The following is a 25,149-nucleotide window of genomic DNA, read 5'->3' as shown; positions in this document are numbered from 1 at the left end:
TTGCGTAATATGTTAAAATAGATCTCAAAAAGACGGGATCTGCGGATCACGCATAACGGAGGCGTGAAACATGGAACGTAACGCTATGCTCGAACATGATCCGTTCATCACAGTGTTGGCGGAGAAGTTGCACATACACGGATACTATGCCTTTTATGGCGAGCATTACAATGAAACCGATATGGAGCAGTACCGCAAGCATCTGTTCACATCATTCAGCAACATCGTGTGGGTAGAGCTGGATGCACGCAAAAAGTATATGATTGTCGATCATCGTGGCCGCAACACGGTCATGAAACTGATCGAAGGTATGCTGAACACCCGTAGAACATTACGAGCGAATCAGGCCATGTCGGGGACTGATACTTCTGGCGTCCAACAGGAGATCGCACATTTCTCCAAACTTGTGCACATGCTGAAGTTTACGACTTTCCGCACATAAGCGCGATGGGTAACAATGAAAAAATGAAAAGTAACACCAAGAATAATAAGAACAACCACATGAGTATACATGAGCAACACGGAAGCATGATAAGTCAGGTTTCAATAAAGTACGGACTAGGATCTCGACAATAAGACATGGCAGACGAGTGCCTCTCATACGTAATAATCTCTGAAGGGACGCTCAGTTCTAACGAACCTGCGAAGTCTTATTTCCAAGATTTTGCTGTCATACAAATCGTAATGAATCTCAGACACGCTATGTAATGAAAATGAGCGATATTACGTTACAAAACTATGCTTAGACTCAAAATAAGGCGCCTACGATTCGTTAGATTCTCAAACCTGCAAAATTTCGAGCAATAAGGCCTGTAAGGTTCTTTAGACGACAGTTGGCAATCTTGATGGAGATTATGTGTGTGGCTTCATACTTAACGAAATAGAGATTTCTGTCATCACTGACGGAAATCTCTATTTGCCTTATAAAAAACCTTTCAATCCGGCATCAGACGTTACACCAACATTAACTTATTAACTGGTTCGACGAAAATCAAGCTTCTGTTATTTCGCAATCCTCATGCTAAACAGTTATCTAAACGATGTCACAAAACTGCTGAACAGCGTCCGAACATCATACTGGTACTGGTTAATCGACTCAATTGGTCGGTTCTCTCCGAGAAGAGTGTAGACGGCAATCCGTGCTGCCCGGACCGAATATTCTTCCGTGAATACCACGTCATCGGGAATCTCGCAGAATTGGCTAATAAAGGCCAGGTTGGTGGAGCCCTCAGGCACAACTTTTGGTCTGTCGCTGTTCAGTCTAGGCATAAATTGGGCAGTGATGTAAGGCATCATGCATGGAATGCAGTTGGCGGTAGCCATGATCGCCTCTTGATGTTCCTGAAAATGAAGATGGCCGATCAACTCCCGCATAATTTCTTCCCCGGTACAATCACTCATTCTTTTCTTCACATAGTCGCCAACATTATCCGGGTATAATCCGTATCCCCAGAACACCTTGACATGCTCCGGCTGACCACGGAAATGTGGTTGGAAGGCCAGAACGACAGACATGAACCAACTGGAATCCTTGAACGTAACCAGAGCGCCGGTACCTGCCCGGTTGCGTGTGAATTTCTCCATCAGATCAAAGAAGACCGAATCCTGGAAGGTGACCGTAAACGACTCCCATTTGGACTCATGCACATGATCATTAAATGAAGAGGGATTACCTAGTATCGGTTTCTTGGCGGCAATGTTCTCCCACAGCTTCCATGAGCTGCCCTTGCCGTTCAGTTTCGGTGCAGAAGTCATGGAGCCGAGGTCGGCCCCTTCGGTCATCGAGCCATTGGTGACAATGACCAGATCGCCTTCGTGGATGTCAATGACCTCCTCTTTACCTCCCTTGAGCACATGCATCTGACTTACTGTAATGCCGTCGCCCTCTTTGAAGTCCAAATCGGTGACAGTACATTTCAGCGTGAAATCTACGCCAAACGGTTCCAGATAGTTATACAGTGGCAGGATAATTGAGTCATATTGGTTGAACGGTGTGCGGGTGACACCTTCCAGCGTCTGAATTCTTGGGAATTCGTGAAAAAAGCGAAGCATGTATCTTTTGAATTCCACGGCGCTGTGCCAAGGTTGGAAGGCGAAGGTGGTCGCCCACATATACCAGAAGTTCGTTTTGAAAAAGTGAGGGCCAAACCAGTCGTTGATTCGCAGTTTACCCAGCGTGTCTTCAGGAGTAATAATCAGCTTGCCCATCGCCAGACGGTCGGACATATCAAAACCCATGGAGAGCACATCTTCGACTTTGCCGTCACGGTTAATGAGCCGCGCATTGGAATGTGTGGGATTGGCATCGTCAAATTCAGTAATTTCCTGTCGGACAGATATGCCCGGACGATCGATGGAAGGGATGGACGCTAACAACTCCCATAGATTTTCATAAGCCTCGTCATTGAGCATTCGACCGCCGCGGATGATATATCCTTGATCGGGATTACCAGCGCCGTCATTGCTACCACCGAGAATCGGCATTTCTTCGATAATGTGAATGTGTTCTCCAGGAAAGTCACAATCTCTGACCAGATAAGCTGCACCCGCCAAAGATGCAATGCCGCCGCCTACAAAATAGACCTGTTTATTACCGTGTTCTTTCTTCACGATCATTCGCCTCCAAAAGGTACTGTAGTCACATCCCTAATGTAAACCTTGCAGGTCCCATAAGGTATGATCAAAAGAATAGGTATGTCTGGTTTTTAGTCACTTTTGGAAAAATGTCTAAAACCTAGAGTTAGATTGTATGCAAAAAAGCCGCGCATCCTAATCGGATGGCAGCTTATTCTCATACCTATGCAATGCCTTCAGGACATTACCTTCGATCAGCTCACTGAGCTTTTCAATAATCTGTTTTGGCGGTTCTTGCATATTACCCCTCATCCACTGAATGATTAGCCCGGTGAAGGCCAGGGTATAGAAGTTGGCGATAAACTCTTTGTCTTCACTGCGGACCTTTATCCCACAGGCTAGCTCATCAATCACACCCATAATCAGATCATGCGTTACTTCATAGAGGTATGTATCCAGGTGGGTACGACCGAGCGAGTCGAGTGTGTTGCAGCAGAATGATTTATTGTTCTCGATGTAACAAAAGATTTTATAGAATCCGTCCGTCCATGTGCTGTAGCTTCGGTATTCCGTAAGGCTCTCCACCGCTTCAGTCTGATAGATCCATCCAAGCAGCGCGTAAATATCCTGAAAATGATAATAAAAGGTTTGCCGATTCAATCCGCAATGATCCACCAGATGTTTGACCGTAATCTTGTTCAGCGGAGTATGCTCCATCAGTGATTTGAGCGAGTGAGCCAGCGCATGTTTGGTTAGGTGAGAAGCAGACACAATAATCACCTCATCATTCAAATTAGCTTGTCGGGGCATAACAGGAGATAAACACCTCATGGCAAAACTCCCGCAGCGAAGCCCTGAGTATAAGCAAGTGAAAACGCAAGAATCCCAAAGGATCCTCCCATTCAAATATCCCCGTGGCTGACCACCCTTGTAATGAAGCATGGCACCTATAGCTATCAACGACATTTGTTACCCGATCCGCACCATGTGACTCCACCAGTGGATATCTGAGATATCACCGTTCCAAACAAACCTCGAAAGGGCATCGCTTATCTTGTCTCTATCAAAACCCTTAAAAGTTAACCCTCATTAAAATAAGTCACAATAAAGCAGCCACGGTAAAAGCCTGAAACCTAGAGAAGGAGACGTAATTAATCTAATAAAAAGGCCGATAAGGTCGCGTATATTATCTCTATAACACTAAACCTTTAAAACCGGGACCCCGTCTATAAAATCAGTCATAGGAAGAACTACAACGAGTGAAGAAGAATAAATCAAAAAACAGTCCGAGAACCCGAAGCCCATCGTTTTGATTATCTGCTACACTACACCATCCAATTCAACCCAATCCTCTAAGCAACCATGATAAAACAAGCTATTACATAACAATCGAGACAACATTCAAAGAGTTGTCAGTAGCCAAGTTTTTTATCCTCTCTATATTACTAATGCCCTCCATCATGAAAAGTAGCGATTGGACAAACTAGAGCATCACTAAAGAAATAAAATAACTACAACATCACAAAAGAAACAAAGAACAAAGCCCCAAAGCCCGAAAGTAGCAAAGCAACAAAAACACAAGAAAAAAAACAAAGAATTAAAACAAAATCAAATAAAAAAAGAACGACCCGAAGGCCGTTCTTTTACTATCCCTATTACACTAACTCATATAAAAAGTTAGGATCAATCCTAAAATCAGTCTGCGAGAGCTGCAACGTAGTGAAGGGGACGAAATCGATTCTGAAGAAGCGGAGCGTTCGCCTTTATCCCCGGATTTCTCCCTTTAGAAAGGGGATCAAGGAAATCCGGGGATAACAGCGATCGAAAGAACGATTCGGCACCGGAACGTCTACTCAGCACCTTGCCCCAGCACTTATTTTAGAAACGATGAGCACTAACTATTACAAACTCTTCAAGAACTGAACAATCGTCAACAACCCTTTATCAAAGTTCTCCAGGTTGAAGTGCTCGTTCGGTGCATGCAGATTCTCATCCGGCAAACCAAAGCCCATCATCACAGCAGGGATTTCGAGTACACGTGAGAGCTTCTCAACAATTGGAATGGAACCGCCATCTTTGGTAAAGAGGGCACGAACGCCATACACATGCTCATATGCATCTGCCGCTTTTTGCAGAATGGGATTGGCAGGATCGATATTGAAAGCAAAAGCTTTCTCGATCTGTTTCACATGCAGGGTTGCACCCGGTTGAACGTGAGCGCGCAGATGTGCTTCGATACGATCCAATACATGTTGTGGGTCTTGGTCCGCTACGAGGCGGCAGGTGATTTTGGCATGAGCTTCCTTCGGAATAACCGTTTTGCTGCCTTCACCCTGGAAACCACCCCATACCCCATTCAGTTCCAATGTTGGACGAGCGCCAACACGTTCCACGAACGAATAACCTTCTTCGCCGTACAATTGCTCCAGTCCGAGGTCTTGACGAAGCTGTTCTTCATTGAAGCCCTGTTTCACAAATTCTTCTCTCATCTCAGGAGACAGTGGCAGAACGCCATCGTAAAATCCATCTACACTCACACGGCCTTGCTCATCATGCAACGATGCAAGCAGGGATACGAGTGCATGAAGTGCGTTGGGTACACCACCACCAAATGAACCGGAGTGCAAGTCGGTATTGGCTGTGTTCAGATCCACGTGAAGCGAACATAGACCACGCAGGCCAGTGGAGATCGCCGGTTTCCCTTTTTCAAGCAGGGACGTATCCGAGATCAGTATCATGTCTGCACGCAGCTTGTCCGTATTGTCATTCAGATAGATGGGCAGGTTCGGACTGGAGATTTCCTCTTCACCTTCGATACAGAACTTGATGTTAACCGGAAGTTCTTTGTTTTCGGCGAGAATGGCCTCTACAGCCTTGATATGTAGGAAGATCTGTCCTTTGTCATCCGTTGCACCACGAGCGAACAGCTTGCCATCACGAATGGTAGGTTCGAAAGGAGGCGTGTCCCACAGATTAAGGGGATCTACAGGTTGTACATCATAATGACCATAGATCAGAGCTGTCGGTTTGCCGGGTGCATGCAGGTGATCTGCATAGACAATCGGATGTCCAGCCGTTGGAATGACCTCTACGTTTTCCATGCCTGCACGTGTGAGCGCATCTGCTGCCCATTGTGCTGCACGATTAACATCCTCTTTATGCTCTGAAATGGCGGAGATACTTGGAATGGATAACCATTCATTCAGTTCTGCCAGGTGTTTTTCTCTATTTTGTTCAAAGTAAGTCTGTTCTTTCATTAAAAAGGCCTCCTTGATGTTTGCTTTATCTCATTGTAATCCATTTTGTCATGTTAATAAAACATTGGTTAAAAAAATGATCGGTTACAGATCATTTCATTCACCTGATGATTATGCGTATAATACAAGAAAAGGATTTCATCCATATATTCTCAAGGGAGTTGAGGAAGTTTCCATGACAGTCAGACCCGATGCAAGCAGGCAGGTGAGTAGCGATGGAACCGACGAGGAATGATCGAATATTGGGCAGATTCAAGCGGTTATCCGATTTCAAAGCAGGAAGACATAAAGGACGATTTTATCGAAACAGCCTGATGCTTATTTTACTCATTGCCAGTATTCCCGGGTTAATCACAGGTATCGTGATGTATCAACAGGTGGTTGGCCGGATGGAAACCGAATTCAATCGGATGCATCAGAACCAGATCGAGAATCGGGCACGCAATGTGGATGATCAACTGGCCTATCTGGAGATGAACTTATCTCATTGGGCTTTTGAACCGAGGTTTGGCAATGCGTTACGAACGCTGGATTTTGTGTATTATTTTAATGAAACGCAGGAGATTGTCACTACATTATATGTACTACAAGGTTCCCACCCGTTGATCAAGTCAGCACAGCTATATTTGCAGGAACCGAAGCCGATCTTGTTTAATCGGGATTATAACGAATTGAATGATGCTGCCAAAGTACAAGCGTATGATCGTTACCTCTCCATGGGCAACCACGTGTACTGGACAGACTGGGTTTCGGGCATCAACCGAGATACCGCCCCTTCGACCAACAATAGTCTACTGCATACGGATGCAGGCAATGCACTCGTTCTTGTACATAAGATCCCAGGGGAGAGCATGAATCCATTTGGTGCACTGATTATTACGCTGGATAACGAGAAAGTCGCCAGTTTGTTGAAAACGCTTACTCCGTATGATGAAGGTTTAACGTTCCTTATGGATCAGGAAGGCAACACACTGGTTACAGGGAATCCGGGAACGGCGGGGGAGACTTCTGCTTTTGAACAGCAGCTAAAAAAAGAAGTGGCCCTGCATGCCGATAGCCGCTCATTCCTGTTCCGATATGAGGATCAGACCTATTCTGTCTCGTATGGCTCGTTGAGTCGGATTGATTCGGACTGGACGTACGTCTCCGCGGCACCTTTGACCTCAGTCACTTCGCCCGTCAAGCTGGTATCCAAGATCATCGTCATTGCGAGTGCAGGCAGTCTCATCCTGGGATTGTTGTTATCCTGGTTTGCTTCCCGCCGCATCTATTCGCCTGTAGCACGGATGCTGCACCTGCTTACACCTGGCAGAAACGAAACTACACCAACGGATGAGAAGCTGGACGAGTTTGAGCTGCTGGAGCAACAATGGAACGAACTGACCTCCCGCAGTGTAACGGCACATCGCCAGCTGCAGGAGCAGCTTCCCCATCTGCGCGACAGCTTTGTCTTACAACTTGTGCAGGGACATCTATATGCCTATAACGAGCAGGATCTCCAGCAGCGGATGCGTCATCTCGGATTTGAGTTGGAGGGTCAGCAGTATTTGCTGGTGCAGATGTATTTTACGGGATACGAGCAGCTGCAAGGCAGATTCGGAAGCCAGGACACGGGTTTGGTCACTTTTGCAGCAGTGAATATCACACAGGAAGTGGCAAAAAATCATTTCAGGCAGATCAGTGTCATGAACTTTCATGACCTGTCTTCCGCCATGCTTGTGATCGCTCCTCAGGACGAACCTGTGAAGTCACAAGCGATGTTATGGGGACAGGAGCTCGTGGAGGTGATTGGACGAACGCTCAAAATGAAGGTGACCTTGATGATCAGCCGCCCAGCAGCTTCACTTCAGGAACTGCCCGGACGATTCGTCGAGATGGAACAGGCCGTGGCATATCGCAGTGTGGAGGAAGGAAGTCAGATACTCGATCTGGAGGATGAGGCGTGTTTCCACAGAAACGAAGCAGCTTCCTATCCGCTTGGACTGGAACGTGAGTTGCTGCAGGCGATCAGGTTGGGCAAGCAGGATGAAGCGGAACGTGTGCTGGAACAATTCATGAGCGAGATTACGCGGACGGGTAGTACCGAATTTCAGGTGCAGCAGATGATGCTGCAATTACTCGGAAGTATTCAGCACATGATGCTGCAAACGGGGGTCACACCTTATAAGCTGTTTGGTGGTTGCAACATGTATGAACGGCTATCCGGTATTCGTGAACCTTTTCAGATGAGACAATGGATGATGAATGAGGTATTCACACCGTATATCCAAGAGATTGAAGCACGATCCCAGGAACCGCTGAAACAGGTGGTGGAACGTACAATGTTGTATATCGATACGCATTATCGTAGCGATATTTCGCTGGAAAACTGCGCTGACGCGGAGCAGATGACACCCTATGCACTGAGCAAGGCATTCAAACAGGTATCTGGTATTAATTTTATTGATTATCTGACACGTGTGAGAATGGATGCGGCGAAGCAATTGTTAAGGGAGACAACGATGAAAATCAATGATGTTGCGGCAGCTGTGGGCTATCAGCATAGTTATTTTAATCGGATCTTCAAGAAACAGGAGGGCATTACACCGAGTCAGTATCGCGAGCAATGGTTCGGACAATAACCGTTCATCCGTCTGTCATTTCTGACCGGCATCCAGCTTTAACGGATGTCGTTTTTTTCTTTTTTTACCGTCATACAAAGAAGGATAAACCTGCAAAAATGTGCAATTCTATCTGCTACGATATGTCCAATATCAAGGAAGAATGGCGTTATAGCGGGTTTCCCGACCATCATGTCGTAGACATGCAAAAAATGAAGGTTGCCGGAAAAAGAAGGGCTGTATAGTCTGAGTATCAGGATTATTGATAACGCTTACATAACTAGGGAAGGGGAGACATGATGAAGGGGAAGACAGATTGGAACACCAACGCCACTGCAACTGCTCAAGCGGATATGGCCACAAGGCCCATGAGACGAGAGTCGAACTGGAAAAGGCAGATCCAACGAAACAAATGGTTATATGTACTTGTGCTTCCCGGCTTTTTGTACTTTGTCATCTTTAAATACTTGCCCATGTGGGGGATCGTCATTGCCTTTCAGGACTACCAGCCTTTCTTGGGCATCCGGGAGAGTAACTGGGTGGGGCTGGAGAACTTTACGAACTTTTTCTCCAACCCGGACTTCTTCCGACTATTACGCAATACGCTGGTCCTTGCGCTGTATGATCTGATCTTCTTTTTCCCGGCACCCATCATTATCGCTTTGTTATTAAATGAAATTCGGGTTGCATTCTTCAAAAGAACCATTCAAACGCTGGTCTATGTACCCCACTTTGTATCCATGGTGATTATCGCGAGTATCACGTACGTGTTTCTGACCCCGCAGGGCGGAGTCTTATATGATCTGATTGCCTGGATTACAGGTAAGCCCATTGATGTGCTCTCCAGTCCGGGTTCGTTCCGGCCGCTCATTATTGTTCAGATGATGTGGAAGGAGATGGGCTGGGGCACAATTATCTTCCTGGCTGCCCTAGCCGGTGTGGATACCGAACAGTATGAAGCCTCCATTGTGGATGGAGCAGGACGATTGCGGCGAATGTGGCATATTACGCTTCCCGCGATTCGTACGACTATAGTCATTTTGCTCATTCTCAGACTGGGAAACTTTCTGGATACCGGATTTGAGCAGATCTATCTCATGACCAACTCCCTCAACCGGGATGTCGCAGACGTATTTGATACGTATGTGTACACGGTGGGGATTACGCAAGGGGCTTTCAGTTACAGTACCGCTGTTGGACTATTCAAGTCTGTGGTGGGCATCATTCTGGTGCTTGGCAGTAATAAACTTGCGAAAAAATTCGGTCACCCCGGAATTTATTAAGGAGGAGCGCCCATGAACAGCCGTCTATACAACAGCCCTGCCGGCAAGGTATTTGATATCTTCAATTACGCCATGCTGGGGATTCTGGGCATATTAACTGTCCTTCCTTTCCTGTATATTATAGGGAATTCTTTCGCAACGGAAGCCGAGATCACCGAACGGAGTTTTTTCCTTATTCCGAAGGTGTTTTCTTTCAGCGCATATGAGTATATTTTCTCTTCTTCCACGATCTTTCGCAGCATTGGCGTTTCCATCTTCATCACAGTGGCAGGTACACTGGTGAATTTGTTCTTCACCCTGACGATGGCCTATCCCCTATCCAGAAGTGACTTCTGGGGCCGTAACGTCATGATGAACATGGTGATCTTCTCCATGTTATTCGGCGGTGGCATGATCCCAACGTATCTCGTCATTCGTGGACTGGGACTGCTCGATTCTTACTGGGCCCTTATGCTTCCTGGCGCGATCAGCGCTTTTAACTTAATAGTAGTCAAAAACTTTTTTCAGCAAATGCCGCCCGGGCTGGAGGAAGCGGCCCGCATCGACGGCTGTTCGGATCTCGGCGTGCTGTGGCGAATCGTACTGCCTTTATCGAAGCCGGTCATTGCCACGTTTGCCTTGTTTTACGCCGTGGGACATTGGAACAACTTTTTCTCGGCACTTCTGTACATTTCCGACAGTGACAAATGGCCGCTGCAGGTCATGCTGAGACAGATCGTATTGCTCTCGCAAGCCAGTGTCGGAGATATGGCAAACATGGACCCTAATTTTGTCCAGCCACCAGAGCAGTCGATCAAAATGGCGGTAATCGTTGTAGGTACGATTCCAATTTTGCTGGTGTATCCGTTTTTGCAGAAGCATTTTGCCAAAGGTGTCATGTTAGGTTCAATCAAAGGCTAAAGCCAAGGGGGAGAACGTATGGGACAAAAAACGGGATTCAAAAAAGGGGCACTGCTGCTCTCAGCGTCATTGGTACTTAGTACAATTCTGGGCGCATGCTCCACGGACAAAGCAGATTCAGGAACCGCTGCGGGTGGCACCGATCAGCTCACGATTATGCTGCCGAACTTTGAAGCGGAGAATCCGCCGGACAACAGCCCTGTGATTCAGAAGCTGGAGGAGTTGACCAAGGTTGATGTTAATCTGCAATGGGTGCCGAGCAGTTCCTATGAGGACAAATTCAATATCACACTGGCTTCAGGCAAACTTCCGCAAATTATGGTCGTATTGGGGAAATCGCCAAGCTTTATCAATGCGGCACGAACCGGAGCATTCTGGGAACTGGGTCCTTATCTGAAGGACTATCCGAACCTGAGCCAGATGAATGAAATCATCACCAACAATGCCTCTATCGATGGCAAAACGTATGGGATATATCGGGCTCGCCCTCTGGGACGTAATGGGGTGACTATCCGTAAAGACTGGCTGGAGAATCTGGGGTTGGAAGAGCCCAAGACGATTGATGAATTTTACAATGTATTGAAAGCGTTCACGAAGGATGACCCGGACGGTAACGGAAAGGATGATACGTACGGTCTGGTAGCCAGCAAATTCACGGGCCCGTGGGATAACATGCAGGTGTGGTTCGGTGCCCCCAATAAATGGGGAGAGGATGGCAACGGAGGGCTAATCCCTGCGCATGAGACACCAGAATACATGGAAGCGCTGAAATTTTTCCGTCAGATCTACAGCGAGGGTCTGGTGAACAAGGACTTTGCCGTGATGGATGCAACGAAACTGCCTGATCCATTTGTGAACGGGCAAGCGGGTGTCATGGTGGATGTAGCAGATAACGCACAGCGTATGGACCAGAAAATACTGGATAAAGATCCGAATGCGACAGGACGTGTCGATGTGCTGCAAGCCATGGAAGGTCCGAAGGGGCTGCGTGATATGCCAACGTCCGGATATTCCGGAATGATTGCCATCTCCAAAGGCAGTGTCAAAACGGAAGAGGAACTGAAGAAGGTACTGCGTTTCCTGGATCAACTCAATGAACCAGAATTGCAGGCGCTGCTTGGGAATGGACTGGAAGGCAAGCAGTATGAGAAAAAAGGGGACTACATTATCCCATCCACTGATAAGCTTGCACTCCGCGATCTGCAGGGCTTAAACCAGATTTTGATGTTTGTGCCGGAGGACAAAACCCTTCGTGTACAACAGACACCTGTGCGTGAAAAAGTTGCACAGGTGCAGAAAGCCAACGAAGAGATTGTCATCGCCAATCCTGGTGAACCGCTGATCTCGGATGTGTACGCCCAGAAAGGACCGCAGCTGGACAATATCATTAACGATGCACGGATCAAATATATCGTAGGTCAGATTGATGAGAAAGGATTCGAAGATGCTGTTACCCTGTGGAAGAACAACGGCGGAGACGATTATGTGAAAGAAGTCAATGAACTGTACGCTGCACTGAAGTAGTTGGAGACCAACGATACTCTTGAACAGGTAGGGAGGAAGGCGACATGTGGAACGGGGATGCATTTAGTAATCCCGAGGCGCAGTACCGGGTTCATCCCTTTTGGTTCTGGAACGGGGATATGGAAGATGAGCAGATGAAGCGGCAGGTGGCTGAGATGGCCGTACAAGGCGTGGGTGGATTCTTTATCTGTCCACGTCAGGGACTGCAAATTCCGTATCTCTCCGAAGCGTGGTTTGATAAGGTGCGGATTGCAGTGGAAGCGGCGGCCACTCACGGAATGCAGGTATGGTTATATGACGAGTATCCTTATCCGAGTGGAATGGCTGGCGGGGAAGTGACTCTTGATTTTCCTGAAGCCAAGCAGCGTCAGCTCATCCATCATCAACTGATGGTTCAGGGCGGAGAAGCTGTGAATCTGGAGCTGCCATGGGGACGAGTATTGGTTGCAAAGGCGATTCCCAAGGATGCACAGGGTAAACGGTTATGGCATGAATCCATCGATCTGCGCAGCAAAATCGGCAATATTCAGACGGATCAGGTGTATCAGGAGACCGGACTTACTTCGTATAACCGGAAGAGGTTCTTCACCTACCGAACAGCGTTTCGATTGTTGTGGGATGTGCCCGAGGGTGATTGGGAGTTGATTGTATTTCAAGAGATGGAGATCGATGATTTCAAATATTACGGCAACTTTGTTGATCCTTGTCACAAGGAAGCGATGAGCCGATTTATTGAACTGACGCACGAGCGTTATAAGTCAGCGGTTGGAGATCAATTTGAGAGCGTAATCAAAGGCATGTTCTCGGATGAGATTGCACCGCTGGGCCGTATCCCCTGGTCCCAACAGCTTCCCCTTTATTTCAGTGAGCGTTGTGGTTATAGTCTGATCGATTCGCTACCGGCCCTGTTATATGCTGATGTTCCGGACGCGCACCGGATTCGGTATGACTACTATCAGTCCCTGCATCTGCTTCTCAGGGAGTCCTATCACAAACAGGTGCATGATTGGTGTAAGGAAGCAGGAATCCAGTACGCGGCTGAGGTACCTGGCGTACGGATGACCACCCAGTTGTTCAGCCATATGCCAGGCGGTGATTCAGCACATGAGAAAATCGGACGATCCTTATCGTGGATTCTGGAACGTTACGGTCAAAAGATGCGTGACAATCCCAAGATGGTCAGTTCGCTTGCCAGACAACTGGGGCGAAGTCGCAATCTGATTGAATGTTTTCACAGTGTAGGCTGGTCCATGACGCTACAGGATGCCAAGTGGATGATTGACCGAATGGCCGCCATGGGCACCAATTTCTATAACTTTCACGCCTTTTTCTATACGATCGGTGGGCTTGCGAAGCATGATGCACCGCCGTCTCAATTTTTGCAAAATCCCTACTGGAAGCATTTCCGGCAGTTAGGGGATTACACCGGACGGTTGAGCTATCTCATGAGCACCGGAGCAGCAGACATTCGTATTGCTGTACTTGACCCAACGACGACATTCTGGAGTCTGATGGGCAATCCGCTGCATGGATTCGAGTATAGCGGCGAGGACGAAGCTGAACGGGTGCAACTGAATCGCCTGACGAAGGACTGGATGCGAATCACGACCCATCTGCTCGAAAACAGACGTGACTATGATCACCTTGATCCCGAATTGTTGGCTGAAGCTGACTTAACGGATGGCATCATTCAGATTGGCGTTGCCCGTTATGACGTATTGATTCTGCCACCGATGCTGAATCTGGAGGCCGCGGCCTGGGAACAGGTGAAGCGATTCGTTCAGCAGGGAGGAACCGCCATTTCTGTTGGGATGCCTCCGCATATTGCCATCCAGCCGGGAAGTCCGGAGGGAGATGAAGCTGCCCAGTTCTTTGGTGCGGGCGAGCAGCCGCAAGAGGTGTACTGGGGCCGTAGCGTGACAACAGATCACGATAACCGTGAAACCATGTGGCATCAAGGTGAGGGGAATGCGTATTTTCTACCCGCAGGAACAGGGCAGGGAGATGACTTTTCGCTGGAGCTAATCTCTCTGCTGCTCGATCAGGTATTGCCTGAACCCATCTGCTGGATCATGGAGGAGGAAAGTGCCTCTCTGCTGATGCACACCCGTCAATTGTCGGCTGGGGAGCATATGATTTTCTTGACTAATCAGGAGGGTCAGGAGCTGAAGGGGCAATTGAAGTTGGTTGCCCGACAGCTGTGGGATGGAGCGGAGCTGACAGATGGTGCTTGTCTGGTGGCGGAACGACTCGATCTGGAGACGGGGCAGCTTCAGGCATTGCCGTATACGAGCAGTGGCGGGGAATGGTGCATTTCACTAACGCTGGCGCCTTACGAAGCGCATGCTGTACGCCTTACTTTACAACCAGTGAAGGTAGAGACTGGACTAACGAAGGTGGATGTCACAGACCCAATAAATTCGACATTCCAAACGGATGTTTCAGCAGAAGTGAAGCAAGCCACTAAGATCAGTATTCCTGCGGAGGGACCATGGCGACTGGAAACGGTGCAGCCTAACATCCTGCGAATGGGACAATTCCATCTTCAGGCAACCAATGCTAACGGAATAATACTGGAAAGCCAGCATGTAGCTGTGAAACCGTTTATTGATCAGGCAGCAGAATTATCGGAGCAGCAGCATCTGCCAGTCCAGTTTAGTCAGGTATTTGGCACACCGAAAAAGGCATCCGTTGCTTACCCGATCGAGTGCCGTTATACGACCACATTTGAGCTAAGAACGGCGTTACCTGCATGCCTGTTATTCCTGGATAAAGCGGCGATTTCGGGCAGTTGGTCGATGGAGATTAATGGGCAACCACTTGAAAAAGAACAATTCGATCCAATCGAAATAACCGACCACAATAATATCGCTTGTGATATTACGGAATGGCTACACAGCGGTCTCAATGAAATGACGGTGATTGTGCAGGTGACGAAAGATGAGGATGGTATCGTTGATCCCTTATATCTGCAAGGGAGATTCGGGGTGGAGTTTCATCATGAAGGCATCGCTTCGCTCGTGCGGGAGTCAGACACAGCCCTTCGCATCGGACCTGAACCTCAGCCGCTGTATCCTCATTTTGCCGGGGAAATGAGTTATAAACGCACGTTCTGGCTGGATGAGCCAGGGGAAGATATTACTTCGTTTGAAATGGAATTTAGCGATTGGCGTGTGCAGGATGTGGTGGAAGTGCGGGTGAACGGACATAGTCTGGGTGTGAGATGCTGGTCTCCGTATCGCTGGAAGGGAGAGGCCTCCTGGTTGCGTCGGGGAGACAACGACATTGAAGTGCGGATTACGAATACATTGATCGGCCTGCTGGAAGGTACGTATTTTGATTCGGAACATCATCAATTACAGGATGCAGGTCATGTACCTGTTGAAGAATTAGGATAAAGGAGTGGAAGTAAGGGATGGGACATCGTATTCAGTTTGACCGCTATCCAGGTGGTGTGATGAAAGCGTTAACGCTAAGTTATGACGACGGAGTGGTGCATGATCGCAGACTGGTGGAAATCTGTAATCGGTATGGTCTACGGGGAACCTTTAATCTGAACTCCGGTACCCTGGGTAATCCAGGACGTATTGAGGCGTGGGAAGTTGCTGAACTGTATGCGGGTCATGAAGTGGCCGTTCACACGGTTACTCACCCTACGCTGCCTTATGTTCCGAATGAACTATTGACCGAAGAGATTATCGAGGACCGAAAAGCGTTGGAGAAGCTCGTCGGTTATCCGGTACGAGGCATGGCTTATCCCAATGGAGGATACGACCGTACGTTAAGTACAAAGCTTGCGTGGCTCGGCATCGACTATGCTCGTACCGTTGAATCTCATGGCAAATACACACTGCCAGACCGGCCGCTTGAATGGCATCCGACCTGTCATCATAACCATGATCTGGCGGGGCATGCTGAACGTTTTATCCAACATTCCAAAACAGGTACACCACTATTACTCTACGTCTGGGGCCACAGTTATGAGTTCAATGATAACGACAACTGGGAGATCATCGAACAGTTTGGTGAGCAGATTGGTCGCAGGAACGACATCTGGTACGCCACGAACATCGAAGTGATTGCCTATTGGAAAGCGGTGCAACGACTGGAGTGTTCAGCCGATCGATCCATCATTCATAATCCGTCTGCCATCCCGGTTTGGTTCACGGCAGATCAGCAGGTAGTTGAAGTGCAGGGTGGGGAGACATTGCGGCTAAGCGAACGAATCAAGGTATAAGGAAGGGGCTGACGATCATTCGTTATTTCCATGAGAACGAGGCGATTGCAGGCAAGGTGTACGATTCAATTCCGGATATATTGACCACGGTGGCTCAGCGTTATATTGGCGATCACCCGCAACAATCCTTTTTGTTCAGAGCTTATCATCAGGGAGGTTTTCGCAGACTGGGGGATTATCGCTACGACCTGAATCTGAATGAGAAATGTGCAGAGGCGCGTACAGGGCAGTACGTGTATGTATGGGGTAAGTTATGGAGCGAGCAGAATGCAACGTTAAATACAGGCCTGAACTGTTATAGTCCAGTAATGATCTATGTGAACGGAGAAGAGGTATTCAAGTCCGAGTTGTTGCAGGAATTATTTCCCGAGCGAAGAACCCAGATTCCGATTTCCGTTCACTATGGCTGGAATGATGTGTTGCTGTGTTTTGTCAAAACAGAAGTGGGATTCGGCGGGATCTACGGAACAGCCTCTTTCAAAAATTTCCCGCTGCACTTCCTTACTCCTGGGACAGATCGTCAGGGTCAGGAAGGCTGGTTATATTCAGAACCTGTCGATGAACCTGTACTATCTCTTCCTCGTGATGGCATGGCGGAAGAAGAAACAGGTCTTATCTGGTATCCAAGCAGGAACTGGACAGGGGAGGAACAGAGCAAGGGTTCATTTGCACGCATCTATGGTACGGAACAACCTGCTGTGGCCTATGCATGGACGAGGCTGGATGTAACCTTACCAGGATCATCGCCAATTATTTTAAAAGGCAATCATGATGGTGCTTTGACTCTGTATGTAGATGGCAAGGAAATATACTCTGCTGGAAGCAGTGCTAAATTGCACGTTGAACTCCCGCGCCGTTACGGTTCTTGGGATCTGGTCGTGAAAGGTGAAATCCAGGCACAAGGTGGCTCATGGGGATTCACGTTGGAAGATGCTAAGCGTACGGGTTCCACAGGCTGGAGACTAAAATCACCTTATCCGGTTGCGGGGTGCTCTGACCCTTGGCTGTACACAGGTGTGTTTGTTCCTGGCGCTGAGCCATCCCACACCGACATCGTGCGAACAGATACCGTATTTGATGATGGCGCACAAGGTGTCTATTGGCGGGTAGACCTGCCCGACACTCATGTTCGTCCCTATCTGGAGAACATACATTACGGAAAGTGGAATTATCCACTTGGTGTTACCCTGCTTGGACTGCTCCAGACGGGACAGGAATTGGGACGGGACGACTACATTCAGTATGTTCGGCAACATATTGAACTGAGCACTTCATTTGACCGCTATGGTCTGTGGGATCGGGAAGCATACGGTGCGGCAGGGATCAATAATCAACTGTCTGCCATCGACAGTCTGGATGATTGCGGTTCGTTTGGGTCCACGCTGCTTGCTGCGATGGAGTTGGGCGATATTCGTGGTGGAAGAGATACCGCGGATCGGATTGCGGGTTACATAACGGATGAGCAGGAACGTCTGGAGGATGGTGCCTTTTACCGGGTTCGCGGCAGTGGGGAGATGCGTCAGGAGACGATGTGGTGTGATGACTTGTACATGAGTACACCATTTCTGATGCGTTATGGTCAGTTGACAGGAGATAGGGCGTACTGGGATGATGCGATCAATCAGTTCCTGATGTTCCGTAAATACCTCTACCTTCCTGAACAACAGATCATGTCCCATGTGTATGATTTTGTGCGTGGTCGGGCAACAGGTATTCCATGGGGACGCGGGAACGGGTGGGTGCTCTTTTCATTGACCGAACTGTTAACGATCTTGCCACATGATCATGCGAAGCGGCCGGAACTGTTACGTTTCTATCGTGATCTAAGTCAAGGGTATCTGGCGCTGCAAGGGGAAAATGGACTTTGGCATCAGGTGCTGAATCGCCCGGATTCCTATGAAGAAACCTCCTGCACATCCATGTTCATCTACGCTTATGCCCGTGGTATTCGCTCTGGCTGGCTGGAACAGCCAGAGCCTTATCTGGAGGCGGTACGCGAAGGATGGGAGGGAATGACGCGCTTGTCAATTGACTATAAGGGCAATGTATATGGGGTATGCCGGGGTTCCGGGTACTCGTTTACTGCCTTGTATTATCGCGATGACCTGGGGTGGAATCTGAACGACACCCATGGGATTGGCATTGTGCTCTTGGCAGGTATTGAAGCACATAAGATGAACCAGCAGCTCCGTCAGAGGCATCTATCTGAGGCTTAACCAAAAAAGGATCGGATAATTACCTATAAGTATTTCAGAAAATACTTAGAATTTTGGTGCCGTCAATTTGCATTAGGGCGACTCATCCGTTAAACACTTGAACAACAGGCTCTGATATAATAACACATAACAACTATCTGTTTTCCATGGAGGTGAGGCTATTGAAAACAATCGGGGTAGGATTCTTACATGCACGGCTCTATGCAAAGCCAGTGGAGGATATGGCAATGCTTTGCATAGAGTTTAGAAACAATCATATTGCCAACGAAGAATCGTAATATTCTGCTAACTGGCTTTGCACCTTATTGATTTATTAAATAAGGGAGTGATGCCCGTGAAATATTCAAAAGCCGAGTCTATTTTTCCGGAAGAATTGCTACGTATCATTCAAGAATACGTTCAAGGGGAATTGGTTTATATCCCCAAACCCAAAGAGGCACATTTAAAATGGGGCGAGAAAACGAACAGCAAGAGTAGAGTCTCTGCTCGAAACGCTGAGATTAAATCTTTATTCCACAATGGAGTCAGCATAGAGGAGTTGGCGGGGCGATATTTCTTGTCCTGCGAAAGCATAAAGAAAATTGTCTATACAAAGAACTAATGAAATCCGCTAAATCGTCATATCGACGGTTTAGCGGATTTTGTTCAAAGATGAATTAAATCAACTTATACATAGTAACCGCACATCTAAATCGATAGACTCAAGTTCAGGTTGTTGTGATAAAGGACGGCCCGATCATACGAAGGGGTGCAACGAATGGACGAAATCATAAAGAAGAAGTTACTGGACAAAAATGAACGACTCATTAACATGGTGATTGAACGCGCAAAAAGAGATTTTATAGACGATATCGCAATTATTGGGCTTACGGGTTCATTTAGCACGGGAGACTTTCACGAGAAGAGCGATCTTGATTTAATTATCATTAATAATACAGAAAAAGGATGGGAAATATCCGATTGCTTTATCTTAGATGACGTTGGATATGACATCTATTGCACGCCATGGAATTCAAGAATACAAGAGCAATCCACTTTGGAGAGTCCCAACGTATCGAGCTTAACTGAGCTCAAAATACTCTACTATGCAAAGCCTGAGGATTTGGAGAAATTGAACGACTTCAGGCAAAAAGCACTTGATGCACTTGCGAACCCGATAGGAGAAGCGTGTCTTGATCGAGCAAATAAATGGATCGATCTGGCTAAGCAAGCATACAGTGATACGATGCTAGGTGAAGATATCGGTTCAGTGCGACATGCATCTGCCGACGTTCTGTTTAATTTAGTCAATGCCTTGGTTAGTATGAATAACACGTGCATACAACGAGGAATCAAGCGATATTTGGAAGAGATTCGTACGTTTCGCTATGTTCCTGATGATCTCGATTCCTTATACATGTCAATCATCGAAGCTCATACCATTGAAGATATTCGAATAGCCTCCTTTAATATGTTGAATAGTGTTACGAGGTTATATAGCACGATGTGTGATAACTTCATAATTAAATCTGCTCCGACTTTTGATAATCTGAGGGGAACATATGAAGAATTGTGGTGCAACTACGGTAATAAAATTCTGAACAGTGTTATGACGAACGATGCTTCCTACGTCTTTCTTTCGGTCTATGGAGCACAAGGGTATCTTGATGAAATGGCTCTGGAGAAAGGAACTAAGAAATTTGATATTATGCAGTACTTTGATGCAAGCAATTTACCAGTTGTGAAAGAAAAGTTCCTTGAAGTGATGAATGAATATCTAGACGAATATGATAAGGTCGGCAGAGAAGTCGAACGTTTTACAACCTTCGAGCAACTATATGCCCATTATATGAATCATTGACTATACCTTAGAGCCCTGAATAATTAACGAAAGTTCGATAAATTCAAATGAAGACAATCGATATAGTGGCTATAGATAACGAGATGAAAAAAGCGGCAATGCCCTCGGGCTTGCCGCTTTTAGTTGACCCCAAACACAGATCAAAATAATTCCAACTGCTCCGGTCCTTCTTCCTTCTCCGGTTCAGTACGGTCAGGAAAAGGCTTCACTGGCAAATCCAGCAGATCCATCATCATCTGTGCATTCGCCGCTGCATCGCCACCGGAGTTGTTGTTAAAAATAACATAGACATCCTTGCTCTGCTCCTGCAATTGCTCCAGATATCCTTTCCACTCCAACAGCTCTTCCTTGTTGTAACGGTACAGATAACGGGTCTCGCGCCAATTGGGTGCACCATTCTGATGCCAACCGGACACATTGCGCCCATGCATGCGAACCAGTGTCATGTCCGAATCCGTGGCCTGGGGCACGATGGGAATGGAACCCAACCCCGCCTGAGGTTCGTCACAGACGCTGTGAATCCAGCCTTGCTCTTTCATGAACGCAAGTGTTCGCTCACGCATGTCATCTTCATACCAGCTGCGATGGCGGAATTCCAGGGCGCACGGAATGCCCTCCATTCGAAGCTTTACTTCACGAAGCTCTTTCACATTGTCCTTATTACATTCGAACCAGGGCGGATATTGAAATAAGGCTGCCTGCATTTTGCCTGCTTCTATGACGGGTTCCAGTGATTCCCGAAAGGCTTTATACATCTCCGACGTGCTGGTGAAGTAGGGTTTGCCTCTAAGATGTCCGGTCATTCCCTGATAGGCTTTGATGATAAAAGCAAAGGATTCAGGTGTCTCAGCAGCCCATCGTGCCATGCGATCCCGCGGCTGTACGGCGTAGAAGGAACTATCCACCTCCACGGTGGAGAAATATTGTCCGTATAGACTGAGCTTGTCTTTGGCTTTGGTACGGTTCGGATAGAGATCTTCCTGATCCCCCCATCCGGTAAGTCCGATGTGAATCATAAGAACACCTCCTGTTGCTTTTTGAACAATCTCTTATAATTAACCGATTTGCAGGCGTATGTCTAACATTATATCGTGTACATTTTGGCTCTTCAATGAAGGCAATGTACCGGGATTTTTTTGAGTTTGCAGAATAAAGACGTTACAATACATTAAAGCTAGGGGAAATGAACAGGCCTGTACAAAGCGCACTACAGATAGAGGGCCAAGGACCAGGTGGAGGGCGAGATTGAATGACGGAATGGTATGAAAAGAGTTTTGGAGAAGATTATCTTCTCGTATACAAGCATCGGGATGTGCACGGTGCCTATCATGAAGTACATAAAATGATCAATTGGTTGAAGCTTAAGCCTAATGCTGAAGTATTGGATCTATGCTGCGGTATGGGGCGACACTCCCTGGCACTTGCTGATGCAGGATTGCGAGTGACCGGAGTTGATCTGTCCGATGTGCTTTTACGCGAAGCGCGCCTAACAGACACCGAACACCGAGTATCGTGGTGTCATGCGGATATGCGTGAACTGCCGCTGAAAGGTGGTTTCGACGCCGTAGTTAATCTGTTCACATCGTTTGGTTATTTCCTGGAGGACGGAGAACAACTGAAAGTATTACGAGCCATTCATCGCATGCTTCGGCCGGGTGGCAGCTATATTATTGATTTTATGAATACGGCGTATGTGACTCGTCATCTGGTGCCGCACTCCGTCCGAGAGGATGAAGGGCAGCGAATTGAGGAATTCCGCAAGATTGAAGATGGATTTGTGCAAAAGGAAATTCGTATTACCGACACCACATCCGGACATGAACCGCGAGTATATCAGGAGCGTGTAAAGTTGTACACACGTGATCAACTGAGTCAGATGTTAAGTGCAGCTGGGCTCCGGGTAGATCAGGTTCACGGCGGCTATGATGAAGAGAAATATGACGAGCAGACTTCTCCACGCATGATTTTTGTGGGGCGTCGTCCTGTGGAGTGAACGGAGATCGTGAGGAAAGGGGGATCATATGAAGCGAACAGAAGAGATGTCCATGACAGAGGGCATATACCGGGTCAAGATCAGCATGTCGTTTCCCTTGCGATGGGTGAACAGTTATGTGTTATCAGAACCGGATGGAAAGATAACCATTATAGATCCGGGACCGCGTAATTCGGAAACAGAACAGGAGTGGAATGAAGCGCTGGCAGATCTCGGTCTGACCTTTGGCGATATTCGTCAAATTGTACTGACCCACCATCACCCCGATCATCTTGGGTTGTCGGGTTGGATGCAACAGGTGACGGGGGCACCTGTTCGAATGTCCACACGCTCCCGCCAAGAGGCCGATTATATGTGGGGACCTGATTCACGCATCAATACAATATTACCTGATTATTATGGTCGTCATGGTATGCCAGAAGACAAGACTGAACAGATATATGAACATATGAAGACATTTACTTCGCAGATCACGCCCCTTCCGAATGTCATACCTGTTGAAGATGGCGAGTGGCTCGATATGGGCGGGAAACGTTGGGTTGCTGTCGAGACGGGGGGACATGCCCCAGGCCATTTATCCTTTTATGCGCCGGAGTCCATGGAGATTCTGTGCGGAGATGCAGTTTTGCCACAGATTTCACCGAATATCAGTCTGCAACCCGGCAGTGACCCTCAGCCATTATTGTCTTATATGGAAGGATTGCAACGTCTCGGAGAGCTGAACGTCAAGCAGGCATATCCGGGGCATCGGAATCCATTTTCCACATTCAACGAACGGACCGTTCAACTGCTCGAACACCATGAGGAACGACTTCAGAAGCTGGCAGATCGAATGCAGGAGTCACCCGCGAATGCGTATGACATCTGTCTATACATGTTTGGCAATCGGCTTGGTACCCATCAACTGCGGTTTGCCATGAGTGAGACGTTGGCTCATTTGCAGGAGTTAATTCGACGTGAAGTAGTGAAGCAAGTGCAGCAATCGGATGGTTCGCTCTATTTTCAAATCTATACGGAATGATGATATCGTTAAGAAAATGATAATTCGATCTTATATAGAGGCTCGGGACAGGAAACTCACCTGTTCGGGGTCTTTTTAGCTTGTCTTAACAGTTCATTCATCTATTTTTAAGCCACCGAGTCTATCATACAACTATGAACTTCGCTAGGGCGTGTCTTAGAACTCCGAAGGAAGCAGATTATGAGACACACCCTAAAGAAAGCAGGGATGAGCGATGACCAGAAAAAAACGAAATCAATGGAGAAAATGGCAAGCTTCAGCGGCAGCAACGTTGACTGTGGCTGCACTCTTTCAATATGTAAGAACTTCGGATGCTTTTGATTTAGCCTACGCAGCAGCGAATGGTACAGACACAAGCGTTACTGCTTCAAGCCAGGTGGATACGCGGGATGATGTGATGGATGAATGGTTCAACAGCACAACGGACAGCAGCAACTGGAATACACAGGACAATGATAATGATGATAGTCAATATAATGGAACAACCGATAACACACAATCTGCTGGGCCTGATCAGAGCATGAATAACGAGAGAAGGTACTCAGATTCTGAACGTCCGAGCCAACATAATCAGGATTCAGATTCCGGATATAGCAGTGGCAACTATCAGTCACGCACAGGTGCATCATGAGCCGCACAGTGCAAGTTGCTCGTCCGCTCCGGTTTCAATTCCGTGCGATGAACACGGATGTTGAAGTACAGCTGTCTGCTGGGAAGGAACAAGTTGAACATGCAGCAAACTTAGTGAAGAATTGGTTTGAGACGCAAGAGCAGCGCTTTAGCCGGTTTGTCGCAGATAGTGAACTGAATCGTCTGAATCATGCAAACGGATGGATGCCCATTTCCGCTGCGATGGATGAAGTTTTGAGTCTGGCCTATGGGTATGTTGGACTGACTGAAGGGATTTTCCAACCGGGTATCTCGCAGGCTCTTCAGGCTTCGGGATATGATCTAAGCTTCGAGAAAGTGCAACAACGACAACTGCAGCGCCCGCTGCTTGAACGCATTTTGCGAACGAGAACACCTGAAAGTTCAGGAATGATGAAAGATCGTCATGACCACAGTCGTCCGGGATGGATTCAGCGGGAAGGTAGCCGGATGGTTCATCTGGACCCTGGAGCTGAGTTGGATCTGGGAGGAATTGTTAAGGGATGGGCAGTGGAGCGCATTGCGGACTGGTTGCAGCGAACATTGCATATCCCGGCGGGTTTAATTAACGCGGGTGGAGATATTCAAGTATGGGGTACACCGGACTATCCCCAGTGGACCTTGAAAGTAACAGATCCTTTGCAAGAACAGGGGGATGTGTCAGGTACGATTCGTTTACAGCGAGGAGCTGTTGCCACTTCGGGTATCTCGCATAGGCAATGGCAAAATTCAGACGGAAGCCTTGCGCATCATCTCATTGACCCCCGGACAATGGAACCGGCGGATACGGATGTGCTACAGTGTACCGTTTTGGGACAGCATGCGTCGCAATGCGAGATTATTGCCAAGACGGTCTGCATTCTGGGGAGTGCCGAGGCGGTGGGCTGGTTAAACCGACACTATGATCGTCATGACGTCCTGTGGATAACACAGGAGGGAAGCACTTATTTTAGAGGAAATACGGATACGCTCGCTGAGCACTGGCCCGGTTTTGATCCGGATCATCGCTTCAGTCTGATTTAAACGAGGACAAGTCTAACAGATATGGGGGAGCCG

The 25,149-nt window shown here is 47.6% G+C and carries 18 protein-coding genes; 14 read left to right on the top strand and 4 right to left on the bottom strand.

Annotation, left to right across the window (positions count from 1 at the left end; genetic code table 11):
- The first annotated feature begins 70 nt into the window (after positions 1-70).
- Positions 71-442: a hypothetical protein gene (locus tag MKZ12_RS23790; RefSeq protein WP_339237218.1), complete on the top strand. Its 372-nt coding sequence runs from the start codon at positions 71-73 to the stop codon at positions 440-442.
- A 587-nt stretch (positions 443-1,029) separates the two neighbouring features.
- On the opposite strand, the gene MKZ12_RS23785 is transcribed toward MKZ12_RS23790, so the two are convergent.
- The 3 genes from MKZ12_RS23785 to MKZ12_RS23775 all read right to left on the bottom strand — a co-directional run bounded on the left by MKZ12_RS23785 (position 1,030) and on the right by MKZ12_RS23775 (position 5,831).
- Positions 1,030-2,616 carry an oleate hydratase gene (locus tag MKZ12_RS23785; RefSeq protein ID WP_339257091.1) on the bottom strand — a complete coding sequence of 529 codons (1,587 nt, stop codon included), beginning with the start codon at positions 2,614-2,616 and terminating at the stop codon, positions 1,030-1,032.
- 153 nt (positions 2,617-2,769) lie between these two features.
- The gene (locus tag MKZ12_RS23780) at positions 2,770-3,384 is read right to left on the bottom strand and encodes a TetR-like C-terminal domain-containing protein (RefSeq protein WP_339257089.1); all 615 of its coding nucleotides are present in this window, start codon (positions 3,382-3,384) and stop codon (positions 2,770-2,772) included.
- Between the two features lie 1,091 nt (positions 3,385-4,475).
- Positions 4,476-5,831 (bottom strand): dipeptidase, encoded by a 1,356-nt coding sequence (locus MKZ12_RS23775; RefSeq protein ID WP_339237208.1) that lies wholly within the window; start codon positions 5,829-5,831, stop codon positions 4,476-4,478.
- Between the two features lie 215 nt (positions 5,832-6,046).
- Between MKZ12_RS23775 and MKZ12_RS23770 the strand changes: the two genes are divergently transcribed.
- The 9 genes from MKZ12_RS23770 to MKZ12_RS23730 all read left to right on the top strand — a co-directional run bounded on the left by MKZ12_RS23770 (position 6,047) and on the right by MKZ12_RS23730 (position 20,431).
- Positions 6,047-8,452, top strand: coding sequence for an AraC family transcriptional regulator (locus tag MKZ12_RS23770; RefSeq protein ID WP_339257087.1), 2,406 nt, complete (start codon positions 6,047-6,049; stop codon positions 8,450-8,452).
- Positions 8,453-8,784: 332 nt separating this feature from the next.
- Positions 8,785-9,714, top strand: coding sequence for a sugar ABC transporter permease (locus MKZ12_RS23765; protein ID WP_339261506.1), 930 nt, complete (start codon positions 8,785-8,787; stop codon positions 9,712-9,714).
- Between the two features lie 12 nt (positions 9,715-9,726).
- Positions 9,727-10,614: a carbohydrate ABC transporter permease gene (locus tag MKZ12_RS23760; protein ID WP_253440410.1), complete on the top strand. Its 888-nt coding sequence runs from the start codon at positions 9,727-9,729 to the stop codon at positions 10,612-10,614.
- A gap of 18 nt (positions 10,615-10,632) precedes the next feature.
- Positions 10,633-12,138, top strand: coding sequence for an extracellular solute-binding protein (locus MKZ12_RS23755; RefSeq protein ID WP_339257085.1), 1,506 nt, complete (start codon positions 10,633-10,635; stop codon positions 12,136-12,138).
- Between the two features lie 44 nt (positions 12,139-12,182).
- Complete coding sequence (locus MKZ12_RS23750) at positions 12,183-15,536, top strand: glycosyl hydrolase (protein ID WP_339257083.1); 3,354 nt, start codon at positions 12,183-12,185, stop codon at positions 15,534-15,536.
- 17 nt (positions 15,537-15,553) lie between these two features.
- Positions 15,554-16,375 (top strand): polysaccharide deacetylase family protein, encoded by an 822-nt coding sequence (locus tag MKZ12_RS23745; RefSeq protein WP_339257081.1) that lies wholly within the window; start codon positions 15,554-15,556, stop codon positions 16,373-16,375.
- 56 nt (positions 16,376-16,431) lie between these two features.
- Positions 16,432-18,591: a glycoside hydrolase family 88 protein gene (locus tag MKZ12_RS23740; protein WP_339257079.1), complete on the top strand. Its 2,160-nt coding sequence runs from the start codon at positions 16,432-16,434 to the stop codon at positions 18,589-18,591.
- Between the two features lie 334 nt (positions 18,592-18,925).
- A complete protein-coding gene (locus MKZ12_RS23735) occupies positions 18,926-19,192 on the top strand; it encodes a CD3324 family protein (protein ID WP_339237191.1) in 267 nt (88 codons plus the stop codon).
- A gap of 156 nt (positions 19,193-19,348) precedes the next feature.
- On the top strand, positions 19,349-20,431 hold the full coding sequence (locus tag MKZ12_RS23730) for a nucleotidyltransferase domain-containing protein (protein WP_339257077.1): 1,083 nt from the start codon (positions 19,349-19,351) through the stop codon (positions 20,429-20,431).
- A 140-nt stretch (positions 20,432-20,571) separates the two neighbouring features.
- Here MKZ12_RS23730 and MKZ12_RS23725 read toward each other — a convergent pair whose 3' ends face one another.
- A complete protein-coding gene (locus MKZ12_RS23725; protein WP_339237186.1) occupies positions 20,572-21,447 on the bottom strand; it encodes a DUF72 domain-containing protein in 876 nt (291 codons plus the stop codon).
- 233 nt (positions 21,448-21,680) lie between these two features.
- Here MKZ12_RS23725 and MKZ12_RS23720 point away from each other — a divergent pair, with 233 nt between their 5' ends.
- The 4 genes from MKZ12_RS23720 to MKZ12_RS23705 all read left to right on the top strand — a co-directional run bounded on the left by MKZ12_RS23720 (position 21,681) and on the right by MKZ12_RS23705 (position 25,116).
- Positions 21,681-22,424, top strand: coding sequence for a methyltransferase domain-containing protein (locus tag MKZ12_RS23720; protein ID WP_339257075.1), 744 nt, complete (start codon positions 21,681-21,683; stop codon positions 22,422-22,424).
- Between the two features lie 28 nt (positions 22,425-22,452).
- Positions 22,453-23,445, top strand: coding sequence for an MBL fold metallo-hydrolase (locus MKZ12_RS23715; protein WP_339257072.1), 993 nt, complete (start codon positions 22,453-22,455; stop codon positions 23,443-23,445).
- A 214-nt stretch (positions 23,446-23,659) separates the two neighbouring features.
- Positions 23,660-24,076 (top strand): hypothetical protein, encoded by a 417-nt coding sequence (locus MKZ12_RS23710; protein ID WP_339257070.1) that lies wholly within the window; start codon positions 23,660-23,662, stop codon positions 24,074-24,076.
- Positions 24,073-25,116 (top strand): FAD:protein FMN transferase, encoded by a 1,044-nt coding sequence (locus tag MKZ12_RS23705; RefSeq protein ID WP_339257068.1) that lies wholly within the window; start codon positions 24,073-24,075, stop codon positions 25,114-25,116. Before MKZ12_RS23710 ends, MKZ12_RS23705 begins: the two co-directional genes overlap by 4 nt.
- Positions 25,117-25,149: the final 33 nt, after the last annotated feature.

Source organism: Paenibacillus sp. FSL R5-0713, from assembly GCF_037973325.1.
In the GTDB taxonomy this organism is placed as follows: Bacteria; Bacillota; Bacilli; order Paenibacillales; family Paenibacillaceae; genus Paenibacillus.
Note: the sequence above shows the minus strand (reverse complement) of the source record. Positions and strands in the feature narration are given on the sequence as shown.